Origin of the sequence: Kitasatospora sp. NPDC056783 (genome assembly GCF_042789895.1) — a bacterium.
GTDB lineage: Bacteria > Actinomycetota > Actinomycetes > Streptomycetales > Streptomycetaceae > Kitasatospora.
Window position 1 is genome coordinate 17,806 of record NZ_JBHUAF010000025.1, and the last position, 24,651, is coordinate 42,456.

Annotated in this window: 21 protein-coding genes and 1 pseudogene; 4 read left to right on the top strand and 18 right to left on the bottom strand. The window is 75.1% G+C overall.

Annotated elements, in window-relative coordinates; all coding sequences use genetic code 11:
* Window positions 1–72 precede the first annotated feature (72 nt).
* The 4 genes from ACFRMQ_RS06605 to ACFRMQ_RS06620 form a co-directional block, all read right to left on the bottom strand.
* Window positions 73–1,254, bottom strand: a complete 1,182-nt coding sequence (locus ACFRMQ_RS06605; RefSeq protein WP_380727635.1) for an ABC transporter ATP-binding protein — start codon at window positions 1,252–1,254, stop codon at window positions 73–75.
* 94 nt (window positions 1,255–1,348) lie between these two features.
* On the bottom strand, window positions 1,349–2,182 hold the full coding sequence (locus ACFRMQ_RS06610; RefSeq protein WP_380727637.1) for a carbohydrate ABC transporter permease: 834 nt from the start codon (window positions 2,180–2,182) through the stop codon (window positions 1,349–1,351).
* Entirely contained in the window at window positions 2,179–3,111 is a 933-nt protein-coding gene (locus ACFRMQ_RS06615; protein WP_380727639.1) for a carbohydrate ABC transporter permease, read from the bottom strand. The genes ACFRMQ_RS06610 and ACFRMQ_RS06615 overlap by 4 nt, the downstream gene beginning before the upstream one ends.
* A complete protein-coding gene (locus tag ACFRMQ_RS06620) occupies window positions 3,108–4,385 on the bottom strand; it encodes an ABC transporter substrate-binding protein (protein ID WP_380727641.1) in 1,278 nt (425 codons plus the stop codon). Before ACFRMQ_RS06620 ends, ACFRMQ_RS06615 begins: the two co-directional genes overlap by 4 nt.
* Before the next feature lie 252 nt (window positions 4,386–4,637).
* Between ACFRMQ_RS06620 and ACFRMQ_RS06625 the strand changes: the two genes are divergently transcribed.
* Entirely contained in the window at window positions 4,638–5,486 is an 849-nt protein-coding gene (locus ACFRMQ_RS06625; RefSeq protein ID WP_380727643.1) for a universal stress protein, read from the top strand.
* A gap of 45 nt (window positions 5,487–5,531) precedes the next feature.
* Complete coding sequence (locus ACFRMQ_RS06630) at window positions 5,532–6,113, top strand: YbaK/EbsC family protein (protein ID WP_380727645.1); 582 nt, start codon at window positions 5,532–5,534, stop codon at window positions 6,111–6,113.
* Window positions 6,114–6,161: 48 nt separating this feature from the next.
* Here the strand turns inward: ACFRMQ_RS06630 and ACFRMQ_RS06635 are convergent, their stop codons facing one another.
* The 3 genes from ACFRMQ_RS06635 to ACFRMQ_RS06645 are packed head-to-tail and all read right to left on the bottom strand — an operon-like array spanning window position 6,162 to window position 9,147.
* Window positions 6,162–7,028 (bottom strand): ABC transporter ATP-binding protein, encoded by an 867-nt coding sequence (locus ACFRMQ_RS06635; RefSeq protein ID WP_380727647.1) that lies wholly within the window; start codon window positions 7,026–7,028, stop codon window positions 6,162–6,164.
* Entirely contained in the window at window positions 7,025–8,128 is a 1,104-nt protein-coding gene (locus ACFRMQ_RS06640; RefSeq protein WP_380727649.1) for a FecCD family ABC transporter permease, read from the bottom strand. The genes ACFRMQ_RS06635 and ACFRMQ_RS06640 overlap by 4 nt, the downstream gene beginning before the upstream one ends.
* Before the next feature lie 20 nt (window positions 8,129–8,148).
* Window positions 8,149–9,147: a FecCD family ABC transporter permease gene (locus ACFRMQ_RS06645; RefSeq protein ID WP_380727651.1), complete on the bottom strand. Its 999-nt coding sequence runs from the start codon at window positions 9,145–9,147 to the stop codon at window positions 8,149–8,151.
* 90 nt (window positions 9,148–9,237) lie between these two features.
* On the opposite strand from ACFRMQ_RS06645, the gene ACFRMQ_RS06650 reads away from it, so the two are divergent.
* Window positions 9,238–10,194 carry an ABC transporter substrate-binding protein gene (locus tag ACFRMQ_RS06650; protein ID WP_380727653.1) on the top strand — a complete coding sequence of 319 codons (957 nt, stop codon included), beginning with the start codon at window positions 9,238–9,240 and terminating at the stop codon, window positions 10,192–10,194.
* A 130-nt stretch (window positions 10,195–10,324) separates the two neighbouring features.
* On the opposite strand, the gene ACFRMQ_RS06655 is transcribed toward ACFRMQ_RS06650, so the two are convergent.
* The 11 genes from ACFRMQ_RS06655 to ACFRMQ_RS06705 form a co-directional block, all read right to left on the bottom strand.
* Window positions 10,325–11,374: an NADase-type glycan-binding domain-containing protein gene (locus tag ACFRMQ_RS06655; RefSeq protein ID WP_380727655.1), complete on the bottom strand. Its 1,050-nt coding sequence runs from the start codon at window positions 11,372–11,374 to the stop codon at window positions 10,325–10,327.
* Between the two features lie 245 nt (window positions 11,375–11,619).
* Entirely contained in the window at window positions 11,620–12,288 is a 669-nt protein-coding gene (locus ACFRMQ_RS06660; protein ID WP_380727657.1) for a phage tail protein, read from the bottom strand.
* Entirely contained in the window at window positions 12,285–14,252 is a 1,968-nt protein-coding gene (locus ACFRMQ_RS06665; protein WP_380727675.1) for a putative baseplate assembly protein, read from the bottom strand. The genes ACFRMQ_RS06660 and ACFRMQ_RS06665 overlap by 4 nt, the downstream gene beginning before the upstream one ends.
* 8 nt (window positions 14,253–14,260) lie before the next feature.
* Entirely contained in the window at window positions 14,261–14,719 is a 459-nt protein-coding gene (locus ACFRMQ_RS06670; RefSeq protein ID WP_380727659.1) for a GPW/gp25 family protein, read from the bottom strand.
* Window positions 14,719–16,518: a VgrG-related protein gene (locus ACFRMQ_RS06675; RefSeq protein WP_380727661.1), complete on the bottom strand. Its 1,800-nt coding sequence runs from the start codon at window positions 16,516–16,518 to the stop codon at window positions 14,719–14,721. The genes ACFRMQ_RS06670 and ACFRMQ_RS06675 overlap by 1 nt, the downstream gene beginning before the upstream one ends.
* Window positions 16,511–17,230, bottom strand: a complete 720-nt coding sequence (locus ACFRMQ_RS06680; RefSeq protein WP_380727663.1) for a tail protein X — start codon at window positions 17,228–17,230, stop codon at window positions 16,511–16,513. The genes ACFRMQ_RS06675 and ACFRMQ_RS06680 overlap by 8 nt, the downstream gene beginning before the upstream one ends.
* On the bottom strand, window positions 17,230–17,667 hold the full coding sequence (locus ACFRMQ_RS06685) for a phage tail protein (RefSeq protein ID WP_380727665.1): 438 nt from the start codon (window positions 17,665–17,667) through the stop codon (window positions 17,230–17,232). The genes ACFRMQ_RS06680 and ACFRMQ_RS06685 overlap by 1 nt, the downstream gene beginning before the upstream one ends.
* Window positions 17,668–20,719: 3,052 nt before the next feature.
* Window positions 20,720–20,881 carry a DUF6760 family protein gene (locus ACFRMQ_RS06690; RefSeq protein ID WP_380727667.1) on the bottom strand — a complete coding sequence of 54 codons (162 nt, stop codon included), beginning with the start codon at window positions 20,879–20,881 and terminating at the stop codon, window positions 20,720–20,722.
* Window positions 20,878–21,375: a hypothetical protein gene (locus ACFRMQ_RS06695; protein ID WP_380727669.1), complete on the bottom strand. Its 498-nt coding sequence runs from the start codon at window positions 21,373–21,375 to the stop codon at window positions 20,878–20,880. The genes ACFRMQ_RS06690 and ACFRMQ_RS06695 overlap by 4 nt, the downstream gene beginning before the upstream one ends.
* Window positions 21,375–21,818: a phage tail protein gene (locus tag ACFRMQ_RS06700; RefSeq protein WP_380727671.1), complete on the bottom strand. Its 444-nt coding sequence runs from the start codon at window positions 21,816–21,818 to the stop codon at window positions 21,375–21,377. The genes ACFRMQ_RS06695 and ACFRMQ_RS06700 overlap by 1 nt, the downstream gene beginning before the upstream one ends.
* A gap of 81 nt (window positions 21,819–21,899) precedes the next feature.
* On the bottom strand, window positions 21,900–23,555 hold the full coding sequence (locus tag ACFRMQ_RS06705; RefSeq protein WP_380727673.1) for a phage tail sheath family protein: 1,656 nt from the start codon (window positions 23,553–23,555) through the stop codon (window positions 21,900–21,902).
* A gap of 216 nt (window positions 23,556–23,771) precedes the next feature.
* On the opposite strand from ACFRMQ_RS06705, the pseudogene ACFRMQ_RS06710 reads away from it, so the two are divergent.
* Window positions 23,772–24,651 (top strand): annotated as a pseudogene (locus tag ACFRMQ_RS06710) (hydrogenase expression protein); the annotation flags it as partial.

Below are 24,651 nucleotides of genomic sequence, written 5' to 3' on the forward strand. Positions count from 1 at the left end.
CGGACGGCCCCGGTCAGGCACACCGCGCGCCCGCCGGGGGTTGGGCCTTCCGTGCTCCGGTCCGGTGCCCGGCTACGAGTGCTCCGGGTGCGTCAGGTTCGCCCCGCCGCGCGGGTCGAAGACGTGGATCCGCGCGGTGTCCACCCACAGCTCCAGCGGGCCGCCCTCGGCGGCCCGGGTGGCCGGGCTCAGCCGGGCGACCACCCGGTGCCCCCGCATCCCGGTGTCGGCCCGGCCCGAGTCGGCGGCCAGTTCCTCGAGTTCGTCGGTGAGCACCGGCCCGCCGTCCTCCGTGAAGTGGACGTAGACGTCCGAGCCCACCGACTCCCGGACCTCCACGGTCACCGTGACGGTCACCCCGCCGGCGTGCCCCTCGGCCAGGGCGGCGTCCCCGAAGTCCTCGGGGCGGATGCCGACGATCAGCTCGCGCGGCGCGTCCGCGCGCTCCAGGGCGCGCCGGGTGCGGTCGTCCAGCGGCAGGTCCCCCAGCGAGGTGCGCAGCGCGCCCCGCTCCAGCACGGCGCCGAGGAAGTTCATCCCGGGCGAGCCGATGAACCCGGCGACGAAGAGGTTCACCGGCTCGTCGTACAGGTGCTGCGGCGAGCCGACCTGCTGGACGACGCCGGAGCGCATCACCACCACCCGGTCGCCGAGCGTCATCGCCTCGACCTGGTCGTGGGTGACGTAGACGGTGGTGGTGCCCAGGCGCCGTTGCAGGGCGGCGATCTGGGTGCGCATCTGCACCCGGAGCTTGGCGTCCAGGTTGGACAGCGGCTCGTCCATCAGGAAGGCCTTGGGGTCGCGGACGATCGCCCGTCCCATCGCCACCCGCTGGCGCTGCCCGCCGGAGAGGTTGGCGGGCTTGCGGTCCAGGTGCCGGGTGAGGTCCAGGATCCGGGCGGCCTCCTCGACCTTCGCGGCGATGACGCGCTTGTCGGCCTTGGCCAGGCGCAGCGCGAAGCCCATGTTGTCGCGCACGCTCATGTGCGGGTACAGGGCGTAGCTCTGGAAGACCATCGCGATGTCCCGGTCCTTGGGCGCCCGGTCGTTGACCACCTCCCCGGCGATCCGCAGGGTGCCCTCGGTGATGTCCTCCAGCCCGGCGATCATGTTGAGCGTGGTGGACTTGCCGCAGCCGGAGGGGCCCACCAGGATCACGAACTCGCCGTCGGCGATGGTGAGGTCGACGTCGCGCACGGCGAGCGCGCCGTCCGGGTAGCGCTTGGTGATGCCGTCGAGGACGATCTCGGCCACGATCCGCCTTCCTGGCCCGCCGGGTGGGACGGGCTCGACCTTCGGGGACTCAACCTTCGGGGACCCAGCCTTCGGGAACCCAGCCTTCGGGTACTCAGCCCTTGACCGCGCCGGCGGTGAGCCCGGCGACGATGCGGCGCTGGAACAGCAGCACGAAGACCACGATCGGGATGGTGATGATCACCGCGGCGGCCGCGATCGAGCCGGTCGGCTGCTCGAACTGGGAGCTGCCGGTGAAGAAGGCGATGGCGGCCGGCACCGTCCGGGCCGACGTGGTGGAGGTCAGCGAGACGGCGAACAGGAAGTCGTTCCAGCAGAAGATGAAGACCAGGATGCCGGTGGTGAACACCCCGGGTGCCGCCAGCGGTGCGATGACCAGCCGGAACGCCTGCCACGGGGTGGCGCCGTCCACCTTGGCCGCCTTCTCCAGGTCCCAGGGGATCTCCCGGAAGAACGCCGAGAGCGTGTAGATCGCCAGCGGCAGCGAGAAGGTCATGTACGGGATGATCAGCCCGGGCCAGGTGTCGAACAGGCCGAGCGCCCGCTCGATGTCGAACAGCGGCGAGACCAGCGAGATCGGCGGGAACATCGCGATCAGCAGGGACACCCCGATCAGCAGCCGCTTGCCGGGGAAGCGCAGCCGGGCCACCGCGTACGCGGCCATCGTGGCGAGCACGACGGCGACGGTGGTGGCGATCACCGCGATGCCGATCGAGTTCACCAGGGCGCGGGTGAACTCCGAGGTCCGGAAGATGCCGCGGTAGTTGGCCAGGGTCCACCGGCGGGGCACGAAGGCGCCGTCGGAGAGGGTGCTCGGGTCCTTGAAGGAGAGCGCCACGATCCACCACACCGGGAAGAGCGCGTAGAGCACCACCAGCAGGTCGGCGACGCCCCAGCCGGTGAGCGTCCGGGCGGACCGGCCGCTCACCGCCGCCCCGGTTCCGCGCCCGGCGTCGCCGCGCCGAACAGCTTGACGAAGACCAGGGCGATCAGCGCCACGCAGACGAAGACCAGCACCGAGATCGCCGAACCGATGCCCAGGTTGAGCGCGGTGAACAGGTTGTCGTAGCCGAGGATCGACACCGAGCCGGTGCCGTTGGAGCCTCCGGTCAGCACGTAGACGTTGTCGAAGATCCGGAAGGCGTCCAGGGTCCGGAAGAGCAGCGCGACCAGGATCGCCGGCTTCATCAGCGGCAGGATCACCAGCCACAGCCGCTGCCGGAAGCCCGCGCCGTCCACCATCGCCGCCCGGACCGTCTCGTCCGGGACCAGCGCCAGGCCCGCGAGCAGCAGCAGCGCCATGAACGGGGTGGTCTTCCACACCTCCGCGAGGACGATCAGACCGATCGCCGGCCACTGCTCGGTGAGCGGGGCACTGCCCTCCGGCAGCAGGGCGGCCAGGTAGCCGGTGCCCGGCGTCCAGGCGTACTGCCAGGAGTAGGCGGCGACCACGGTGACGATCCCGTACGGCACCAGCACCGCGGTGCGCACGGTGCCGCGGCCGAGGACCGCCCGGTGCATCACCAGGGCGAGCGCCAGGCCGAGCACCAGCTCGACGGCCACCGACACCGCGGTGACCAGCGCCGTGACGCCCAGCGCCCGCCACCAGAACGGCGAGGTCAGCACCGCGCCGTAGTTGGCGAGCCCCACCCAGTGGGCCTGGTCGGGGAAGCGCAGGTCGTAGCGCTGGAGGGACAGGTACAGCGCGTAGCCGATCGGGTAGGCGGTGACCGCGAGCATCACGATCACCGCCGGCGCGCACAGCAGCAGGCCCAGCCGGCGCTCCTGGCGGGCACCGCGCGAGGGCGCGGCGGGCCTCGGTGCGGCCGCGGCGGCGGCCTCGGTGGACGGTGTCACGGGATCAGCCCCTTCGAGCCGAGGGCGGCCTGGATCTGCCCGCGCAGATCGGCCACGTCCCGCTCCGGGCGGATGCCGGACGGCGGGGAGAGGGTGTGCGAGACGGCGATCGAGACGTTCTGGTAGGCCGGGGTCGGCGGCCGCACGCTCGCGGAGTCGAGGGCGGCCAGCACGTCGGCGGCGAACGGGTAGCTGGCGACGAGTTCGGGCGTGGCGTACAGGCCGCGCAGCGAGGGCGGGAGCCCGCCCTCCAGCGCGTTGGTGAGCTGGTTGTCCCGGTCGCGCAGGCAGAGGGTGGCCTCGGCCGCCAGCTCGGGGTGCCGGCTGTAGGCGCCCACCGCGAGGTCGATCCCGCCGATGGTCACGCTGGCGGGGCGGCCGGCGGTCACCGCGGGGTACGGGGCCCACCGCAGGCGCGGGAACAGGTCGGGCCGGTTGGCCTTCATCGAGGGGTAGACGAAGGGGTAGTTGAGTTCGAAGGCGGCCGTGCCGGACTCCATGGCCAGCCGGTTCTGGTCCTCCATCTGGTTCGCCAGCGAGGGGTCGGCGGCCACCGAGTCCGCCAGGTCGCGCATCACGCCCGCGGCGGTGACGGCGGGCGCCCCGAGCGAGGGCGCCCGGGCGTCGGGGGTGAGGATCGAGCCGCCCGCGCTGGTGACCAGCGTGTTGAACCAGACCGTCAGTCCCTCGTACTGGGCGCCCTGGATCTCCACCAGGTGCGGCCTGCCCTCGTCGGCCAGCTCCTTCGCCTTCGCGAGCAGCTCCGCCCAGGTCCCGGGCGGGGTGGGCACCAGGTCCTCGCGGTACCAGAGCAGCTGGGTGTTGGAGTTGTACGGCACCGCGTACAGCCGGCCCCGCCAGGTCGCGGTGCGCACCGCCGCGTCCAGGGTGTCGGCGGTGGCCCGTTCGCGCATCGCCCCGGTCCACTCGCGGATCCATCCGGCCTCGGCGAACTCGGCGGGCCAGGTGACGTCCAGGCCCAGGATGTCCACCCCGGCGTCGTGCGCCGCCATCCGGCGCACCAGCTGCTGGCGCTGGCCGTCCGCGCCGCGCGGCAGCTTGTTGTAGCGGATCGTGTAGCGCCCGCCGGACCGCTGCCCGCAGCGGTCGGCGGCCTGCTGGAGGGCGCCCGAGTCGTCCGGGAAGTTGTACCAGTCCAGGACCGCCGGGCCCGCGCCGTCACCGCCCCCGCAGCCCGCCAGGGCGGAGGCCAGCACGGACAGTCCGGCGGCGGCGCTCGCCCACCGCGAGCGGAATCGCAGGACCCTCGGCATCGTTCTCCCGGGCTCGGACGGACCGGCCCGGCCGACCCTAGCCCGGCGCCCCGCCCGCCCCCGGGTGTGCCGCGCCGCCGACCAGCCGGACGGCCGAACCGGGACGGCCGTCACCCCCGGTGACCAGGGGGCGGCTCCGGGAGGCGGCGGCCCGGGACGGCGCGGATACTGGGGCCGCACCTGGTACTCCGGCGGCCGGGGCCGGGCCGGCACTCCGGCCGCCAGGGCCGCACCGCACCCGAGGAGCACGCCGTGACCGGACCCGTCGTCGTCGGATTCGACGGCTCACCCGAGAGCCTGGCCGCCGCCGCGTGGGCCGCCCGCGAGGCGCGGCGCCGGAACCTGCGCCTGGACGTCCTCCAGGCCTGGCCCCGGCCCAAGCACGTCGCACCCGGGACCGAACAGGGCGACCACGCGGCGCTCGCCCGGCTCGCCGAGCGCGAGGGAGAGCTGCGCGCCCTGGTGCCGGAGGTCGCGGTCTCCGCCTCGTCGGTGGCCGCCGACCCCGTCGAGGCGCTGGAGGCCGCCGCGCACGACGCCGCCGTCCTGGTGCTCGGCTCGCGCGGGCTGGGCACGGTGCGCGGCTTCCTGGTCGGCTCGGTGAGCCAGGAGGTGCTGCGCCGGGCGGCCTGCCCGGTGGTGCTGATCCGGGCCGACGGGGACGAACCGGACGGCCCGGTGACGGTCGGCCTGGACCTCGCGCACCCGGCGGACGCGGTGCTGGCCTTCGCCTTCGAGACCGCCGCGCTCCGCTCGGCGCCGCTGCGCGTCATCCACGTCTGGTCCCCGCCGGCCGGCAGCGAGTACATGTCCTACGGCGCGATCGGCGGCCTGGAACCCGAGGTCTCCGCCGTCGAGCGGTCCGGGCTCGCCGAGGCGCTGGAGCCGTGGCGGGAGCGGCACCCGGAGGTGGCGGTGACCACCGACCTGATCCGCGGCAAGGCCGCCGTCGACCTGGTGGACGCCGCCACGACGGCCCGGCTGCTGGTCGTGGGCCGCCGCCTGCGGCGGATGCCGCTGCGCCACCACCACCTCGGCCCGGTGGCGCACGCCGCGATCCACCACGTGCACTGCCCGGTCGCGGTCGTCCCGTACGGCTGACCGGGCCCTCGGGGGGAATCCGGCGGCACGCTACAGTCCGGTGGCATGACCGATTCCGTACGCCCGCCCTTCGGGAACTTCAGCACCACCGTCCCGGCCCTGGAGGTCTGCGCGGACCTCGCGGCGCCGGTCGCCGAGGCGCTGAAGAACTGGGACGCGCCCGGGGCCGCCGCCTCGGTGCTCTACGTGGACAGTGATCCGGAGCACGCGGACACCGCGGTGTTCTGCGAGGCCTACGACGTGCCGTCGGAGGTCTCCGCGAACTGTGTGGTGGTCGCCGCCAAGCGCGCCGGGGAGGTGACCCTCGCCGGGTGCCTGGCCCTGGCCACCACGCGGGTGGACGTGAACAGGGCGGTGCGCACCCACCTGGGGGCGCGCAAGGCCTCCTTCGCGCCGATGGACACCGCGGTCGAGCTGACCGGCATGGAGTACGGCGGCATCACCCCCGTCGGCCTGCCCGGCGGTTGGCCGCTGCTGATCGACGAGGCGGTGGCCGCGGCCCCGTACGTGCTGGTCGGCAGCGGCCGGCGCCGGGGCAAGCTGATCCTGCCCGGGTGGGCGCTGGCGGCGCTGCCGGGTGCCGAGGTGCTGCCGGGCCTGGCGGGACTGCCGGGCCTGGCGGGCTGAGCCGGCCGCCCGGCGGACCCGCCGAGGCCGTCCGCGGTACCGGGGTCCTCAGCGGGTCCGGGGCGCCAGGCCGACCGGGCAGACCACCGGGGTGCCGTGCACCGGGTCGGTGAGGATCGCGCTCTCCACCCCGTACAGCTCGCGCACCAGCTCGGGGGTGACGATGTCGCGCGGGGCGCCCTGGGCGACCACCTCGCCGTCCCGCATGGCCACCATGTGGTCGGCGTAGCGGCAGGCGGTGGTGAGGTCGTGCAGGACGAGGACGACGGTGCGGCCGCGCTCGGTCAGGCCGCGCACCATCTCCAGCACCTCCAGGGCGTGGCCCATGTCCAGTGCCGAGGTGGGTTCGTCCAGCATCAGGATGTCGGTGTCCTGGGCGACGGCCATCGCGATCCAGGCCCGCTGGCGCTGGCCGCCGGAGAGGGTGTCCAGCGAACGGTCGGCCAGGTCGTGGAGGTCGGCGGCGGCGAGCGCGTACTCGACCGCCTCGGCGTCGGTGGCGGACCACTGCCGCAGCAGTCCCTGGTGCGGCTGGCGGCCGTAGCGGACCAGGTCACGGACGGTCAGCCCGTCCGGGGCCGTGGCGGACTGCGGCAGCAGGCCGATGATCCGGGCGATCGCCCGGGTGGACAGCGAGGTCAGCGGCTTGCCGTCGAGCAGCACGGCGCCGGAGCGCGGGGCGATGGTCCGGGCCAGGCCGCCGAGCAGGGTGGACTTGCCGCAGCCGTTCGGGCCGACGATGACGGTGACCTGCCGCTGCGGCAGTTCGAGGTCCAGCTCGCGGACCACGATGGTGCGGTCGTGGCCGAGGCTGAGCCCGCTGGTCGCCAGCCGGGGGGCCGGGGCGGCGTCGGCGGCGCTCTCGGGGGTCACAACGGTCGCGGCGGTCGCGGCGGTCGCGGTGCGGGCGGTCATGCGGTCCTCCGGGGACGGGTGGTGAGCAGCAGCCAGAGCAGGTACGGGCCGCCCACGACGGCGGTGACCAGGCCGGCCGGCACCTCGATCGGCGACAGGGCGGTGCGGCCGATCAGGTCGGCGAGCAGGGTGAGGACGGCTCCGGCGGCGGCCGAGGTGAGCACCGGCACGCAGCGCGGTCCGGCGATCCGGCGGGCCGCCTCGGGGGCGGCGAGCGCGATCATGCCGAGCGGTCCGGCGACGGCGACGGCCAGGCCCGCGCAGACCACGGCGACCGCCAGCACGCCGATCCGCAGGCCGCGCACCCGGACGCCCAGCCCGGTGGCGACGGCGTCGGAGAAGCGCAGCAGCGACAGCCGGCGGCCGAGCAGCACGGCGGCGGGCAGGCAGAGCAGCAGCCCGAGTTCGAGGTAGCCGACCGTGTCGGCGTCCCGGCTGTTGAGGGTGCCGACCGTCCAGCCGTAGGCGGCGTTGGCGGCGTCGATGGCGGCGCGGGAGAGCATCAGGTTGGTCACCGCGCCGAAGACCGCGCCGATGCCGAGGCCGACCACCAGGAAGCGGTAGCCGTTGCGGCCGGCTCCGCCGCCGAGGGCGAAGGCGAGCGAGGCGGCGGTGGCGGCGCCCGCCAGGGCTGCGGCGGAGGGGAGCAGCTGGGTGGCGACACCGGTGACGGAGGCGACGGCGAAGGCGGTCGCGCCCTCGTTGAAGCCGACGGTGTCCGGGGTGGCCAGCCGGTTCTGGGCGAGGGTCTGCATCAGGCAGCCGGCGACGCCGAGGGCGGCGCCGACGGCCAGCGCGGCCTCGGCGCGGGGCAGCCGCAGCTTCTCCACCAGCAGGACGTCGCGCGCGGTGCCGTCGCCGAAGGCGGCCCGCAGGGCGGTCACCGGGTCGAGGTCGGTCTCTCCGACGGCCAGGCAGACGGCGGTGACCGCGACCACGGCGAGCAACAGCGCCGCACAGCCGATCAGCGGCCGGACGGGGACGAGCACCGAGCGGCCGCCCAGGGTGAGCAGCCTGGTGCCGGGCGGGACACTCCGGCGCGGGGCGGGCTGTCCCGGGCCGGCCTGTCGCGGCGCGGCCGAGGGGGTGTCAGGGTTCACGGCGGTGTTCACAGGGGCCTTCACAGCGAGGGCATCCGGTGCGAGCGGACGACGGCGACCAGGACGGGCGCGCCGCACAGGGCGGTCATCACGCCGAGCGGCATCTCGTACGGGCGGGCGACCAGCCGGGAGGCCACGTCGGCGAGCAGCACCACGGCGGGCCCGAGCAGCGCGGACACCAGGAGCAGCCGGCGCAGGTCCGGGCCGACCAGGGCCCGGGCGGCGAAGGGCACCACCAGGCCGACGAAGGAGACCGGTCCGGCGATCGCGGTGGCGGCGCCGACCAGCAGGGCGACGGCGGTCACCGCGAGGGCGCGGGCCCGGCGGGGCTTGTGGCCGAGGCCGGTGGCGACGTCGTCGCCGAGGCTGAGGGCGGTCAGGGCCGGGCCGGAGAGCAGCGCCAGCACCAGACCGAGCAGCAGGACCGGCAGCACCGCCACCAGTTGGTCCGTGCCTCGCCCGGCGACCGAGCCGATGGTCCAGAACCGGATCTCGTCGGCGGCCCGGGCGTCGGACAGCAGCAGTACGGAGGAGCCGGCGTTCATCAGCCCGCTCAGGGCCGCGCCCGCGAGCACCAGCCGGACGGGGTCGTCGCCGGTGCCGCGCAGCCGGGCCGCGCCGAGGGCCAGCAGGCAGCCGGCGGCGGCGCCCAGCACGGCGACGTACGGGCCGACGCTCGCGGCGCTGGCGCCGAGCACGATCGCGATCACGACGGCGAAGGAGGCCCCGGTGCTGACGCCGAGCAGGCCGGGTTCGGCCAGCGGGTTGCGGGCGGCGGCCTGCAGCACGGTGCCCGCCACGCCGAGGGCGAGGCCGACCGCGAGGGCCACGGCGGTGCGCGGGACGCGCAGGTGGAACACCGTGAACCGGGAGTCGGAGTCGCCGTCACCGAGCAGTGTGGCGAACGCCCGTGACGGCCCCACGTCGCCCGCGCCGAGCAGCAGGCTCGCCAGCACGGCGGCCAGCAGTATCGCGCCGGCGGGCAGCAGTCCGCGCAGCAGGAGTGATCGGGTTGTCACACCGGGCCTCTCCGTCAGGGTCTTGGGTATGGTTAGGCTAACCTCAGGAAAACGGTTCGTCCGTAAACTACCATTTCCCGGAGAACACCCATGCTTGGCACCCGCTTTACCAAGACCCTGCTCGGTGCGGCCGTCGTCGGCGCCCTCTCCCTGGGCCTGACCGCGTGCGGCTCCTCGGGGTCCGACAGCTCCGCGGGTGACGGCTCTTCCTCCTCCGCCGCGAAGGGCGGCAAGCGCAGCATCGACACCGCGTTCGGCGCGGTCGAGGTCCCGGCCGAGGCCAAGCGGGTCGTCGCCCTCAACGACACCTCGCTGGACACCGCCATGTCGCTGGGCGTCACCCCGGTCGGCACCAGCTCCAGCCGCGGCGGCACCACCGCCCCCGCCTACCTGAAGGCCGACGGCATCCCGCTGGTCGCCACGGTCAAGGAGCCCAACATCGAGGCCATCCTGAAGGCCACCCCCGACCTCATCCTCGCCTCCTCGGGCATCGAGAAGGCCCAGTACGACAAGCTCTCCGCGGTGGCGCCGACCATCGTCCCCAAGGCCGGCGACTGGCGCTCGGTGCTCGCCGTCTACGGCGACGCGCTCGGCCACAAGGACGACCTGAGCGCCAAGCTGGACGCCCTGGACAAGCGCGCCGCCAAGGCCGGCGAGGGCAAGACCGGCAGCGCCGTGGTGATGCGCTGGATGCCCAACGGGCCGATCGTGATGAACACCACCAACATGCCGGGCGACCTGCTGAAGAAGGCCGGCGCCACCACCATGCCGATCGCCGACGGCCTGGGCGCCCAGCCGCACTCGGACCCGCTGTCCCTGGAGAACCTCAACAAGGCCGACGCGGACCGGCTGTTCGTCGCCACCCTGAACGCCGAGGGCGAGAAGGCCCTGGAGACCGCCCGCACGCAGGAGGCCTTCAACCGGCTGAAGGCCGTGGGCGCCAACCAGCTGATGGGCGTGGACGGCCAGGTCTGGAGCAGCAGCTCCGGCCCGATCGCGGCGGAGAAGGTCATCCAGGACATCGAGAAGGCCTTCGGCGCCAAGTAGTCGCGCCCGCAAGGGAATTCCCCCCCCCGGAGGGGCACGAAGGGCCGTCACCGGCGAACCGGTGACGGCCCTTCCGGCGCGTGCGGGCGCGACGCGCGGGGCCTCACCCCTGCCGGCGGCTCGCGGGGCCTCACCCCTGTCGGCGGCTCGCGGCGGCGCTGCGGCCGAAGAACTCCAGTTCGGCGATGGCGACCTGGGTGGTGTCCGAGGCCCCGTAGGCGGACCGCAGGATCAGCCGGACCTTGGTGACACCGGCGCCCCGCAGGGCGAACGCCTGCGGTCCCGGGGTGTCGTCGAGGGTCAGCCGGCGCATGGTGGTGGTGCCGTCGCTGTGGAAGAGGACGGCGTCCAGGACGAGCGGCCGGGCCTGCTGGTAGTAGGAGTCGCGCGCGGTGCCGGTGCCCGGGGTGATCATCAGGTCCAGCAGGTGCACCGGCCGGCCGAACTCGGCGTCCACGTACTGCCCGGCGCCGTTGCCGGCCAGGCCGTCGCCCCACCAGGTGTCGGAGAAGCCGTCGGCCAGCGCCTCCGGGCCGTGGCCCGGGTCGGAGGAGGAGGCCGTCACCGCCTGCGGGTGCAGCCGGACGGGCTGGGTGAAGTGGTCCTGGACGGCGCTCACCGCGGGCTCCGTCCACAGCAGCAGCCCGGTGACCACCGCGCCGGCCGCCACCGCTCGCAGCGTCCACAGCGGCCAGCGGGCGCGCAGCCCGCGCACCCGGGGACGCTCACCCGCCATCGGTACCCGGCCCTTGCCGGGCCTGACCATCCGCCGCCACCAGGGCAGCCTCACCGGCCGGTCCGCCACCGTCAGGAACAGCGCGCAGCTGCGGCAGAAGTACCGGGTCTCCGGGTTGACGGCGCCACACCAGGGGCAGGCGACGCCGTCGTGCGGCTCCTCCTCGGCACCCGGGCGACGGACCTGCCGGGGGCGGGCGCCCTCGGCCCGGCCGGGCAGCACCGGGCCGGCTACGGGCACCCCGGTCACGGAGGGGCCCGTCGGGTCCACCGGGACGAGCAGGGCGCGGGCGCGCTCGGTGCGGTCCGCGTCGCCGGTGTCCCGCACGGCCCCGGCCCCGGACCCGGTCCTGGTACCGGCCCCGGCACCGGATTCGGTCGGGGCCATGGTCTCGGTGTAGCAGTCGGCGAGACCCGCCGCGGGGGCGGCCGCGGCCGCGGTCACCGGCGCCAGGGTCGTCGGCGGCGGAGGCGGGGCCTGGCCGGGTACGGCGGGAGCCGACGCGGTGGCCGAAGGAGCGGCCGAAGGAGCGGCGGGAGGGGCCGCCGACGCGGTGGCGGGGGCCGGGGTGCCATGGCGTTCTCCCCCGTGTTCCCAGCTCAGGAACGCCCCGCAGCCCGCGCAGAACGACTCGCGCTGTCCGGTCGCTCCGCACTCCGGGCAGGTCCCGGTCCCGGTGGTTCCGGTCGTCACGTCCGGTCCTTCTCGTTCATCGTGTCCCTCTCGTTCGTTCCACTCGTCCCGCCGGCGCCCTTCGTTCCGCTCGTACCGCTCGTACCGCTCGTACCGCTCGCCGGGCCGGTCACCTCGACCGCCCCGGCCGCCGCCACCTCGACCCGGTACGGCACGTGGGCCGGGCAGACCGAGGCGATCAGCTCCTCCAGCGCCCGGCGGTCGACCGCCGCCGGGTCGGCCACCCGCAACCGCACCGTCAGCCCCGGCACCGGGCCGCCCGGGAACGCGCCGAGCGGGCGGGCCGACCAGGCCGCGCCGCCGCTCTCCTCGATCTCGGGCCGCACCCCGAAGGCCAGCCGCACGGCCTCGACCAGCCCGGCGACCGTGCCGCGCGCCCCGTGCAGCCGGGCCGCGGCGGCCACCCGGGCGCGCAACCGCTCCCCGTCCGCCTCCGGCCCGGAGTCCGCGCCGACCCAGCCGCCGAGCCAGCGCACGAAGTCCTCCGGGGCCAGGCCGGCGCGCAGGTAGGCGTCCAGGCAGTCGAGGTCGACCAGCAGCGGGGCCAGCAGGTCGTCCAGTCCGGCCACCCAGCGCCGGGCGAACTCGTCCTCGGCGAACAGCGCGGGCAGCCGCGGCACCAGCGGGTGCGGGCTGGCCAGTCCGGGCACCGCGCCCCTGGTCACGCGATCACCCGCACCCGGTGGTCGAACGGGAAGGTGAGCGCGCCCGGCGCGATCGGCACCCGGCCCGTGGCCTCGCCCCGGCGGCCGGTCAGCGGATCCGCCGGGTACAGCGTGACCTCGTCGACGAGTTCGACGCCCGGCACCCGTTGCAGGACCGCGAACAGCTCGCCGGCCTGGACCGGGCGGCCGAACGGCCAGCCGGTGCCGTCCGGCCCGCCGGTGAGCGGGTCGAGGTGGCGGTAGAGGGCGTCGAGCGCGGCGGTCGTGACGCGCTCGGCGGAGCCGGCGGCGTAGGCGTGCAGCGTCGCCACGACGGTGACGCCCTGGTAGAACGGCGGGCCGACGGCCAGCCGGGTGCCGATCGGGCGGCGCCGGTCGAGGTGCTCGGTGATGGTGGCGAGCAGGCCGTCGTCCGGGACGAGTTGCTCGAAGCGCAGCCGCCCGCCGGTGTCCGGCACCGCGTTCGGCACCACCAGGACCCGCACCGCGCCGGGCCCGCCGTCCTGCGGTCCGGTCCCGTCGGCGGCCAGGCAGCGCAGCCGGGCGACCCCGGGCGCGGCGCGGCGGGCCAGCTCCTCGTAGTCGCGCTGGGTCACGGCGCGCTCCTGGGTGCGCAGCGCGATCGGGGCGCGCAGCTTCGCCTCCTCCACCGTCTCGCCGTCCACCCCGCCACCGGCCGCCTCCCGGTTGACCACGGTCGCCACGTACGGGACGGAGCTGCGCAGCACGCTGATCGCGCCGCGCGCGACGTTGCCGACCTTGCCGCCGCCGATCCGGTAGCGGGCGGCCCGCAGCACCGTGTCCTTGGCCGGAACGGCGCCGAACTGCCGCAGGCCGCCGTCGGGTTGGCGAACAGCGGGGCCGAAGGCGAGCTCGCCGGTGGCCGGGTCCAGGAGCACGTGGCGGTCGCCGGGGCCGGAGCCGGCGAAGTCCGTGACCACCCGCCAGTCCACCCAGCCCTCGGCCTCGCCGGGCACGGCGGACTGCACCAGCACCGGCGGGTCGCCGGCGGCCACCGGGGCGTGGGCGAGGGTGAAGCGCTGGCCGGGGACGCCGGTGGACGCCCCGAGCAGCTCGTCACGGACGGTCTCCTGGTGACTCACCGTGGTGGTGCCGCCGATCGTGAAGGCCTCCGCCGCCCGGACGGTCGGGCTGACCGAGTAGAACGGCTGCCCGGGTTCGGCGGCCGTCACCCGGCAGCGCAGCCACGCCGCCTCGGCGCGGGCCACCCGGGAGGCGGTGTGGCCACCGGGCACGTGCAGCAGCACCTCTCCGGGGCGGTTGAGGCCTCCGGTGGTGTCCTCCTCCACCTCGCAGGGCCGCCAGCCGTCGACCGTCCACGCGTCCCAGCCCAGCGGCGGCTGCCGCGGGTCGACGCCGATGCCGTCCACCCGGCTGTCGAGGCGCAGCACCACCAGGCAGTCCGGCACCGGCGCGGACAGCCCGAACAGCAGGGCGTCGTCCACTCGCGGCTGCTCCTGGAACGCCGCGACGTCCTTGCCGCTCAGCAGCTCGGCGCCGCGGTCGGCCGCGACGCCGCCCACCGGGTGGTGCATCAGGGCGTCCAACCGGCAGGGGGCGATGCGCAGTTCGCCCTCGGTGCGGAAGACGACCGACTCCTCGACCTCGGTCCTGGCGGTGGCGACCTCGGTGCCGGCCGGCACCGCGACCGGCCGCTCCTGCGGAGCCGACAGCCGGAAGGTGACCCGCGCCCGGGCCGCGGCGGGCGGGAGCAGGGTGAAGCCCAGCAGGTCGAGGAAGGCCAGGTAGTTGCGGTCGGGCACCCGGTTCAGCCGGTAGCCGACCTGGTCGAGCATGTGCGCCACCGCCTCGATCAGGGTGACGCCCGGGTCGGAGACGTTGTGGTCGGTCCACTCCGGGCAGCGCCGCTGGACGTGGCGTTTGGCGTCGTCGACGAACTGCTGGAAGCGCCGGTCGTCGAGGTTGGGTGCGGGCAGGGCCATGACGGTGCTCACTCTCCGGACGGGAGCCCGGCGGCCGGCGGCTCGATGCCGCCCACCGGGCCGTCCGGGCTCTCGTGCGAGGGGATGACGTAGAAGGGGAAGACGAGGTTGCGGGGGTTGTTGGTGGCGCGGACGTGGTAGCGGACGTCGATGTAGAGGACGGCCGGCTGCCGCGGGTCGGCGGAGACCTCGACGTCCCGCACCTCGATCCGCGGCTCCCAGCGGTCCAGGCAGGACCGGACGTCGTGCGCGATCCGGCCCGCCGTCGCCCCGTTGACCGGGTCGAACACCAACTCGTGGATGGCGCAGCCGAATTCGGGCCGCATCGGCCGCTCCCCCGGCGCGGTGGCCAGGACCAGCCGGATCGCCTCCTCGATCTCCCGCTCGCCGGAGACCAGCGCGATCCCCCCGGATGCCCCGGTGCGCAGCGGGAACGCCCAGCCGGAACCGGCGAACTGACCACTCATCAGATCACCGGCATCCCGTTGGCGGTGACCGTCCCCACCATCGCCACCGAAGCGGCCGCGGTGCGGACGGAGGCCGCCTCGGTGGCGACGCTGGCGGCGGACAGGTTCAGCTCGGCGGCGGACAGCTTGAGTCCGGCGGCGGCCCTGATGTCCACCGTGCCGCCGCTCAGGCTGAGCCGTCCGGTGGTGGAGACGGACACCGCGCCGACCCCCTGGATGCTGACCCGCCCGTCGCCGCGCACGGTGATGGTCGAGCGGGACTGGTCCAGGTGCACGGTCATGGTGTCGTCCCCGGTGCGCAGCCGCACCCCGCGCGGCCCGGCCGGGGCGTCCAGCAGCTCGATCCGGTTGCCGCTGCGGGAGGCCAGGCTGCGCCGGTTCACCCGGCCGCTGGTGCGGTCCACCAGCGGGGTGTCGTGCCGGGAGGGACGGTCGCGGCCGTTGTAGAGGCCGCCCAGGACGTACGGGTGGTCCAGGGCGCCGCGGTCGAAGACGACCAGCACCTCGTCGCCGACCTCCGGGCTGATCACCCCGCCACCGCGCTCGCCGCCGAACTGGGCGGTGCGCGCCCAGTCGGAGACGTAGTCGTCCGAGAGCCACGGGAAGGACAGCTTCACCCGGCCCTGCTCCAGCGGGTCCTTGACGTCGGTGACCACGGCGACCGCGGCGCCCGGCAGCCGGGCCTCCTCGCCCCGCCCGCCGGAGGCCAGGCCGTGCAGGCTGCGGTGCTGGCGGCCGCTGACCGTCACCCAGGTGCGGTAGCCCGTGTCGGCGGCGAAGTGGTGCCGCACGGCGGTGGCCGTGTACCGGCCCTCGAAGGGCGCGCCGACACCACCGAGCGCCACCGGCGTCCCCGGCCGCAGCCACGGATCGCCGCGCACCTCGGCCTCCAGCTCGGCGAACGCGCCGGTCACGTCGGCGGCCAGCGCGGAGGCCGCGTACCGCACCTCCGCCTGGGTGTCGTACGGCACGTCGGAGCCGAGCAGTTCGGCGCCGCCGAACGGCGCGCCCGCCTGGCCCGGAGTGATCCCGATCAGCAGCTCCTCGCTCTCCGTCGCCGGGGCCTTCGCCACCAGCGGACGCTTGGCGTGCACGTCCCAGCCGCGCACGGTCACCGCCGACACCTGGTCCGAGGCGGTCACCCCGGCCCTGCAGCGGACCAGGTTCCGGCCCTTCTCCAGCACGTACGGGCTGGACTTGGCCGGAGTGCCCGGCCCGGGCGCGCCGGCCGCCCGGGCCGGACCGACGAACTGGAACTCGCCGGTGTCGGTGAACACCACCTCGGCGTCGTTCTCCTCGGCCAGCCGGCGCAGGAACTCCCAGTCGGAGACGCCGGGTTGGGTGAGCTGCTCGTACACCGTCCGGGTCGGCTCGATCCTGCCGACGGCCAGGCCCCGCTGCCCGGCGATCCGGCGGGCGATGTCCGAGGCCGTCATCTGACGGTAGGCGGCGACCCGCCGCCCGCGCAGCAGCCGGTGGCCGAAGTCCAGACCGCGCACCACGGTGAAGCTGCCGCCGCCGTCGAAGTCCGTCTCCAGCGCGGTCACTTCACCGGTCAGCAGCGGCCGCTCCCCGCCCACCCCGTCGGCCAGGCCGCGCAGCACGGCGCGCGAGCCGATCCGCACGCCCAGCGCGGCCAGCACCCGGTGGTTCGGGTCCTGGAAGACCAGCTGGAACGCGGCGGGCACGTTGACACTGGCATCCACCCAGCCCTCGACCAGCAGCGCGGCCACGCCCGGCGGCAGCGGCCGGCCGTCCAGGGTGACCGCCAGGACCTCGGTGTACGGGGTCTCACTCATGCCGGCTCGCCTCCTGGTGCGGGTCGTGGTCCAACTCCTCGGCAGCGGGCAGCAGCAGCGTGGTCCCGGCCGGCAACCGCATCGGGTCGTCGATGCCGTTCGCCGCGGCGATCACCCGCCAGGCCCCGGCGTCCCCGTACTCCCGCCAGGCCAGCGACTCCAGGGTGTCGCCCGCCACGCTGCGGTGCACCCGGCGGGCGGTGAGGGCACCCGAGGTCGGATTCTGGCCCTTGGTCTGGCCGGGGATCTCCTGGAGGGTCAACGAGCAGACGGCGCGCAGCGGTTCGCCGTCCGGGGAGAACATCGTGTAGCCGACGTCGACGGAGGTCACGCACGCCTCGAAGCCGATCGTCCGGTGACTGCCCCACTCCAGGCGCACCCACGGAGGCGACGGCGCCTTGCGGCCCAGACTGGCCGGGGTCGGCTCGCAGCAGGCCAGCAGGGTGTCCACCCGGCGGCGCACATCCGCCCGGCTCGGCTGCTCGGAGGAGTCCAGCAGGATCCGCAGCCGCAGCACCCGCGGCTCGGCGTTCAGGAACTGCGGCGGCGACGTGCGCTCGAAGCCGACCGCCCGGCCGGGCTGCCACTGCGCGCTCTTGGCCAGTTCGAGCGTGGCCGGGTTGAACTGGAAACGCAGCTCGGCGATCACCCCGCCGGGGCCCGCCGCGATGTCGGCGGGCGGCTCGTACACCCGCAGCGTCGCCCGGCGCATCAGGCGGCCCGCGCGTCGGTGAAGCCGTGGTGGGCGATCTCCAGCACCTCGGTGGCCACGGTGGGGCTCGCCGGGTCCAGCGTCGGCCCGGTCCAGCTCAGCGGCAGCACGTCCAGCAGGCCCCACTGGGCGACCTGGCTGCCGTCCGCGCGCAGCGCCACGATCTGGGCGGTGGGCCGGGTGATGCCGGTCGCGACCGAGGAGACCCAGGCCGTCACCCGGGCCGTCTCCGGCGTCAGCGGACGGGACAACCGGACCGGGGTGTGCCGGACCCGGGTCGGCAGCTTCCACACGTGGCCGTTGTTGCCGCCCTCCTGCCACTCCTCGGTCTCGACGTGGGCGGCGAGGCCGTCGCAGCTGTTGAAGAGGCCGAGGTCGAGACCGTCGATGGTGAGGCGGAAGAAGATGGAGGACCCGGGGTCCTTGGTGGTGGTCACGACGCTCCTCGGGGGTGGGTGGGGCTGAGGGGGATTGGTTGACGGGGTCGGTCGGTTGGCAGGTCGGTCGGTTGGCGGGTCGGCTCCGCGCCACGAGCCGCGGAGCCGGCCAACCCGCTCCCCGCCCGAGCGCGACTCCACGCGCGGCGGGCGAGCGAGCGGGCGGCGAGCGAAACGAAGAACTCCCGAGAGCCAAAGCGCGTCCGGCAGCTCAACGACGCGGATCGCGAAGCCGGCCGGTCCTCTCCCGGTCCAACCGCAGCTCCGCGCGGAGCAGCCGCGCGAGCGGGGTGAGCAGGCGACGGGCGAGCACATCGAGATCCGGCTCGGCGAACTCCGGGGAACGCGGCGGGGCCGGTGGGTCCGGAAGCGCGGACGGTTCGGGCGGTTCGGGCGGCGGGGTTGCGGGCCGCGCGGCCGCCCGGCGGGTCGTGGGCGCGGCGGGAACAGGTGCGGGCGATGGCGTCCGCGCCACCGTCCGCAGGCCCGCCGGACCGGCGGGGAGCTGCTCGGCAGGCGGCGCGGGCAGGCTCGGCGCCACCGGCGGCAGGTCCGTCGCCCGCCGCACCGGCGCCGCCGCGAACGCGGCGCCCGGCCGAACCGCCGGGCCGGCAGGCCCGGTTCGCGCCGCAGACGCATCGCCGACCCGTCGTTGCAGGCTGACCACCCGCCGAACCGAAGACGTACCACCCACCGCCGAAGCACCGGCCCGCTCCACGACGGGCACCGGCCTGCCATGCGCAACGGTCTGGCCGCCGGCCGCCCCCGAGGAGACGGACCTCCGAGCACCAACGACACTTCGCCACCCCGGCGTTGAAGCACGCACCGGCCGGCCGTCGGCTGGACGCTCCGAGTCGGCCCGGGCCGGGCCGGACCCGGACGCCGCCTGGACGGTCCACAGCCGAGCGGGCACCGCCGCCCGTGTCCCTGCCGGACCGCCCTCCCCGCCGGCGGCAGCCGTCCCTCCCACCGCGGCGGGACCCACTGCCACGACGGACCGCTCCGAGGCCAACCCCACCGAGGCGGCCGGAGCCACTGTCCGCCCCGGGAAAACGGTCGACCCCGCAACGACCCGACGCGCCACCACAACCGGCCCGCCCGATCCACCAGCCGCGGCCGATCCCTCCTGCGCAGCAGCCGACCCCGGCACCACAGCGCCTGCCGACCGCCCGCCCCCCGACACCTCGACACCACCCCCCACAGCACCAGCGGACACAACCCGACGCGAAGCGGCCATCCGCCCGCCCCGCACGCCCACACCTGCCGACCCAGCGGCACTCCTGGTCACCGCCGACACCACTCCACCCGCCACCGGTGTCGAAACCCGCCTGGTGGCAACGGCGTTCGGCTCTCCTGGCAGGCCTCCGACCGACGGTTCCACGAAACCACCGGCGGGCTCTGCCATCGCCGTCGCGACCGCCCGACGCCGGACGGCCGACGGCACGGCCCCGGTCGAGGTGAGCGGTACGGCGCCTGCCGGAGCCGCTGTGACGGGCGCGCCCAACACGAGGCCTCGAACCGCCCGTTCGCCGGGGCCCGGGTGTCCGGCCCCGCGCGGCCCCTGCGGGTGCCGCCTGCCATCGACCACCCGCCCGACGACCGGCCCGGCGCCGACCGGACCTTCGCCCGGCCGGCCGACGGCGTCCCGGGCGAGCGGCACGGCCCGCGACGGAACCGGCACCTCCATCGGGGCCCCGAGCCCGACACCCACCGGCCGCACAACCACCTCATCGGCCCGGTGATCGGCACCGGACACACGCTGAACCGCCACGCCTTCGGCAACGGAACGACCCGAAGTCACCCCGGCCACCACCGCAACCGGCACTACCCGCCCGCCCTCGTCCGTCCGCCGCCCCACAAGCCCCTCGGAGACCGCCTGTCCGGCAACAGGCGCGCTCTCAACTACCGCCTGCCACAGCCCGCCTGGCGCCTCGATCGGAGTGCCAAGCCCGGCACCCTTCCGCCCGCCGGCATCCGCGCGCCGCTCCACGGGCCCCTCGGGGGCCACCTGGCCGGTGACGGAGGCGCGCTGAACGGCCGACTGCGGCGGCCTCGGCCGGTCACCGCGCCGAGCGCGAGCACCGGGCAACGAGGCCCGCGTCGGGCCGCTCCGCCGCAAGTCGGTCACACCTACGGCAGCGACAGCACCGTCCACCGAGGCCACCGCGTCCTCGGCTTCCCTGCCCGGCCCTCGGCGACCGGCACCGGCGGGGGACACCCCCGCCATCGCGCCGGAGCGCTGAGCCGCGGCCCCGTCGCGCGGCGCCCGACCCGGCACGATGGCGACACCGCCATCGTCCGCGGCGCCCCGCACCGCATCACCGGCGCGGGCCCGGCCCTCCCCCGCCGCCGCACGCGCGCGCTGGACAACATCCGTCCGAGACACCCGGCCACCAGCGGACGAGTCTCCGGCCGCCACCGCCGCCGCCGAATCCTCACCACCGCCACCGCTCACAGCACCCGCCTCCCGTACGGCCGCCGCGTCCACCCGGGCCACCGTCCTCACGGACCGTCGGACCAACCGACGCGCCAGCCGGGCGACGCCCCGCACGGAAGGAACCGGAGCCGCCGACACGGCCGATGGCACGTCCACGGCCACGTCCGCCACCGCACCAACCCGCGTCCCGAGCCCCTCGGAGCCCGCCGCGTCCGGGGGTGCGGCTTCCGCACTCACCGGCCACCGACGCGCGACCGGCAGGGTCGGAATGTCGGGCCCGCTCGATGCCGGCCCACGCCCCGCGCTCCCCCTCACGGGGTGCAGCAGGCCGTGGACCAGCCCCGACGGCGCCTCGTGCGTGACCAGGTGGGCCATCGCGCCGGACTGCGCCGGGTTGCCCCGGGTCGCCAGCCGGTCTCCGAAGTCCGGTCGCGCGCCGATCGGCGTCAGCCGGGCCCGTCGGAGCAGCGGCGGCAGCCCGTACCACTCCTGGACGCGGTGCTCCACCAGCGGAGCCACACCGGCCGCACCGGCCACACCGGACGCGGCACCATCGCCCGCAGGGACCGCACCGTCCCCGACACCCCGCCGGAACCGAGGAATTCGCATCCTGTTTCAGCCCCTCCGCCGTTCCGCCCGCTCGACCAGCGACGCGATCTCGTCGACCCATCGCCGCCGGTCCCGGTGTTCCAGGTCCAGGATGTCCGCCATGCTCCAGTGGAAGTGGTAGGCGACGTACGCGGCTTCCTCGTACAGCCGGTCGGCCGCGTACGTCACGATTCCCCCAGGCGGCTCCCGCCCAGTTCCACCTCGAAGGTGTCCTGGCAGGACGGGCAGTTCACGGCGGCACGGGTGTGCCCCTCGGCGTTCACCTGGCGGTAGAAGTCCTGGAGGAACGCCAGGTCGGAGGCGAACATCTCCTCGACCACGCCGTCGTGCACGACCGGGACGGTGCCGAGCCGGGTGATCACCCGGCCCAGCAGCACCACCGAGAGGTAGGCGGGGTTCTCCTGCACCCGGACGTCCCGCAGCGGCACGAGTTCGTCCCGGGCCGTGGCCAGGCGCATGGTGCCCCGCCGGTGCACGACCCCGGCCGCGTCGACGTACCCGCGCGGCAGCTCGAAGTCGAACTCGGTACGGAGAGCGCCGGCTTCGGTGCCCGAGGTCGAGGTCGAGGCCACGAGCGAATCCGCCGCCGGATCCGGCACCGAGGAGCCCGCCTCCGACGTCTTCCTCAACCCTGCGGCAGGAGGCATGATCTGACGACGCATCACTCGATGACCAGCTCTTCGAAGGTGATGGTCACCGTCTCGGTCAGCGCCGAGGCCTCCCCCGCCTTGGCCGAGCTGGCGTCCACCTTGGAGCACCAGGCGTTGCGCAGGTGGTAGCGCTTGACCGGGGTGTTCATGTAGTCCATGAAGATGATGCTGGCGTTCTTGCGGGCCAGCCCCATGTTGCCCTGGATGGACTGGTTGATCCACTGGGAGAAGGCCGAGCTCTGGGTGGCGCCCCGCACCACCGTGCACTGGCCGGCCTTCTTCACCCCCGGCAGCTTCTTGATGACGGGCTTCCCGTCCGCCGAGACCTGCTGGTACTCGATGACGTCCTGCTCGATCGACAGGCCGTCCACGGACTGGAGGTACTCGACCATCACGCCGTCGATCTGGAGGCCGAAGTTGTGTGAGGTGAGGGCATCACCGGGCTGGAGCGACATTGTTCCGTGATCCTCTTACTGTGCTGGTGGCGAATGTACGGACGGGAGGGCGGGAGGGATGGAGGAAGGGAAGCCGGCCGGTCACTCGTCCAACTCGCCCGCTCCGCTGGAGTGCTGGGCCATCCGGAAGACGACGAACTCGGCGGGCTTGACCGGCGCGATGCCGATCTCGCAGACCACCCGGCCGACGTCCACCGACTCCGGCGGGTTGGTCTCCGCGTCGCACTTGACGTAGAAGGCCTCCTCGGCGGTGCTGCCGAACAGGGCGCCGGCCCGCCACTCGTTGACCAGGAAGGCGGAGATGTTGCGGCGGATGCGCGACCACAGCGCCTCGTCGTTGGGTTCGAAGACCACCCACTGGGTGCCGATCAGGATCGACTCCTCCAGGTAGTTGAAGTACCGGCGGACGTTCAGGTAGCGCCATGCCGGGTCGGAGGCGAGGGTGCGCGCGCCCCACACCCGGACGCCCCGGCCCGGGAACGCGCGAATGCAGTTGACGCCCACCGGGTTCAGCAGGTCCTGCTCGCCCCGGGTGATCTGGAGCTCCAGATCGACGGCGCCGCGCACGACCTCGTTGGCGGGGGCCTTGTGCACACCGCGCTCGGAGTCGTTGCGCGACCAGACGCCGGACAGGTGGCCGCTCGGCGGGACCATCCGGGCGCGCCCGGCCGAGGGGTCGAAGACCTTGATCCACGGGTAGTACAGGGCCGCGAAGCGCGAGTCGTAGCCGGCCGTCTGCTGGCGCCACACCTGGACCTGCCGGGCGTTCAGCCCGGGCGGCGGGTCGAGGATCGCCATCCGGTCGCCCATCTGCTCGCAGTGCGCGATCAGCCCGAGCTGGACGGCCTTGACGGCTTCCAGGTCGAGGGCGCCCTGCTGGTAGGCGGCCATCAGGTCGGGGACGGCGACCATGGTGATCTCGTCGATCGCCTCCAGGCCGCCGAACCCGGTGCGGTCGGCGGAGTCGCCGAGGTACTGCTGGGCGCTGTGGCCGGCGGTGACGGGGGCAGCGGCAGCACCGGCAGCCGCATCGGACACGGCCACCGGGCCGGCGCTCACCGCGCGCGGCGCCGGCAGTGCGACGGTCTGGTTCTCCGGCCGGGTCAACTGGCCTGCGGGAACGGCCTCTTCGAGGCTGATCAGGCGGGACTTCTCCTTGACCTGGGTGACCACGTAGCCGCGCGCGCCGCGCTTGGCGGTCACCTCCAGCGTCTCGGCCACCTTGTCGCCGGCCTTCACCACCAGGCGGAACCGGTCAGCCGGTCCCTCGCCCTCCGGGTCGGCCACCTCGACGGTCAGCGCGCCGCCGGCCCGGGCGGCCTCGGGCAGCGCGGCGACCCGGAAGCCCCCGAGGGCCCGCGGCTCACCGGGTTCCAACGCCGGGGCCCGGTCCGAGTCCTGAGCCGGGTCCGGGGCCCCGGCCCGGCCGGTGGACACGCCGCCCGGCGCGAGGGCGGGTGCGGAGCCGGGCGCGGCGCCGCCCACCCGGACCACGTAGCAGGCGGTGCCGCCGTTGTTGAAGAACCCGTACACCGCGTGGGCGAGGTAGTACCCGTCGGTGAAGTCGCCGAAGGCGGCGGTGTACTGGCTCCAGTTCGTCACCAGCGTCGGCTCGTTCGACGGGCCGCGCGGCGCGAGGCCGACGAAGGCGCCGACCGCGGTGCCCACGCCCTCGATCGGGCGCGATCCGCTGGCCACCTCCTCCACGTAGACGCCGGGAGACAGGTAGGACGGCATGGTGTGGTGCTCCTTGGGATCCGGGAACGAAACGTGGGAACGGCGTGCGCGAGCACGGCGGTCGCGCCCGGTTGCGGACCGACCATCCGCATCCTGCGCCCGCCGGTCCCCGCCCCGGAACGTCCGCGAGGGCGGCCACCGGGGCGGTGGGCACTGCCCCCCGGACCGCGCGCCCGGCCGCTGACCCGGCCCCCGGTCCGTCCCTACCGTGGCCGGGTGAGCACCTGGGCGAACCTCGAACCCGCAGCAGCCACCGTCGAACCGGGCGGCAGCACGTCCATCCGGCTGCGGGTACGCAACACCAGCGACGTGGTGGACGAATTCCGGATCGAACCGGTCGGCGACCTGGCGCCGTACATCCGGGTCGAGCCCGACCGGCTGCGGCTGTACCCGAACACCACCGGGACGGCGGAGGTGACGTTCAGCCCGCCGCGCACCCCGGACGTCCCGGCGGGGCCGAATCCGTTCGCGCTCCAGGTCGTCCCGGCCGAGCACCCGGACGGCCTCAGCGTCCCCGAGGGGAACCTCACCGTCAACCCCTTCCACACCCTGCGGGCCGAGCTGGTCCCGGGGCGGGTGCGGGGCCGCTGGCGGGGCCGGCCCCGGCTGGCCGTGGACAACCTCGGCAACGCCCCGGTCACGGCGGCCCTGCGCGGCAACGACCAGGCCGGCGAGCTGCGGTACGACCTGCGCGAGAGCACGGTGCGGATCGAACCCGGCCGGGCCGCGTTCGTCCGGCTCGCCCTGCGCCCGGCCCGGTTCCTGTGGGCCGGACGGCCGCACCGGCACGAGTACGCGGTCGAGGTCCAGCGGGCCGGGGCGCCGCCGGTCGCCGCGAAGGGCGAGTACGTCCAGCCCGCGCTGCTGGCCGGGTGGCTGTCCCGGGTGCTGATGGTGGCCGTACCGCTGACGGTGGCCCTGGTGGTGGTCTGGTTCTCCTTCACCCCGCGGATCGGCACGGGCGCCGTCGCCCGGCCGGCGGCCGCGCCCGCCCAGGTCGTCGCGCCGCCGAACCCGGCGACGGTCCCCGAGGCGGCGCCCCAGCCGGCCCTGCCGGAGCCTGCCAAGCCGACCCGCGCGGACCCGCCCACCCGGG

Excerpts from the sequence above, each read along its gene's own strand:
- ACFRMQ_RS06705 (WP_380727673.1), bottom strand. The coding sequence starts at position 23,555 with ATGCCGTCCTACCTGTCTCCCGGCGTCTACGTGGAGGAGGTGGCCAGC.
- ACFRMQ_RS06665 (WP_380727675.1), bottom strand. The coding sequence starts at position 14,252 with ATGGCCCTGCCCGCACCCAACCTCGACGACCGGCGCTTCCAGCAGTTC.
- ACFRMQ_RS06620 (WP_380727641.1), bottom strand. The coding sequence starts at position 4,385 with ATGCCGAGGGTCCTGCGATTCCGCTCGCGGTGGGCGAGCGCCGCCGCC.
- ACFRMQ_RS06635 (WP_380727647.1), bottom strand. The coding sequence starts at position 7,028 with ATGACCGCCCGCACCGCGACCGCCGCGACCGCCGCGACCGTTGTGACC.
- ACFRMQ_RS06695 (WP_380727669.1), bottom strand. The coding sequence starts at position 21,375 with ATGCGTCGTCAGATCATGCCTCCTGCCGCAGGGTTGAGGAAGACGTCG.
- ACFRMQ_RS06650 (WP_380727653.1), top strand. The coding sequence starts at position 9,238 with ATGCTTGGCACCCGCTTTACCAAGACCCTGCTCGGTGCGGCCGTCGTC.
- ACFRMQ_RS06675 (WP_380727661.1), bottom strand. The coding sequence starts at position 16,518 with ATGAGTGAGACCCCGTACACCGAGGTCCTGGCGGTCACCCTGGACGGC.
- ACFRMQ_RS06670 (WP_380727659.1), bottom strand. The coding sequence starts at position 14,719 with ATGAGTGGTCAGTTCGCCGGTTCCGGCTGGGCGTTCCCGCTGCGCACC.
- ACFRMQ_RS06700 (WP_380727671.1), bottom strand. The coding sequence starts at position 21,818 with ATGTCGCTCCAGCCCGGTGATGCCCTCACCTCACACAACTTCGGCCTC.
- ACFRMQ_RS06630 (WP_380727645.1), top strand. The coding sequence starts at position 5,532 with ATGACCGATTCCGTACGCCCGCCCTTCGGGAACTTCAGCACCACCGTC.
- ACFRMQ_RS06680 (WP_380727663.1), bottom strand. The coding sequence starts at position 17,230 with ATGCGCCGGGCGACGCTGCGGGTGTACGAGCCGCCCGCCGACATCGCG.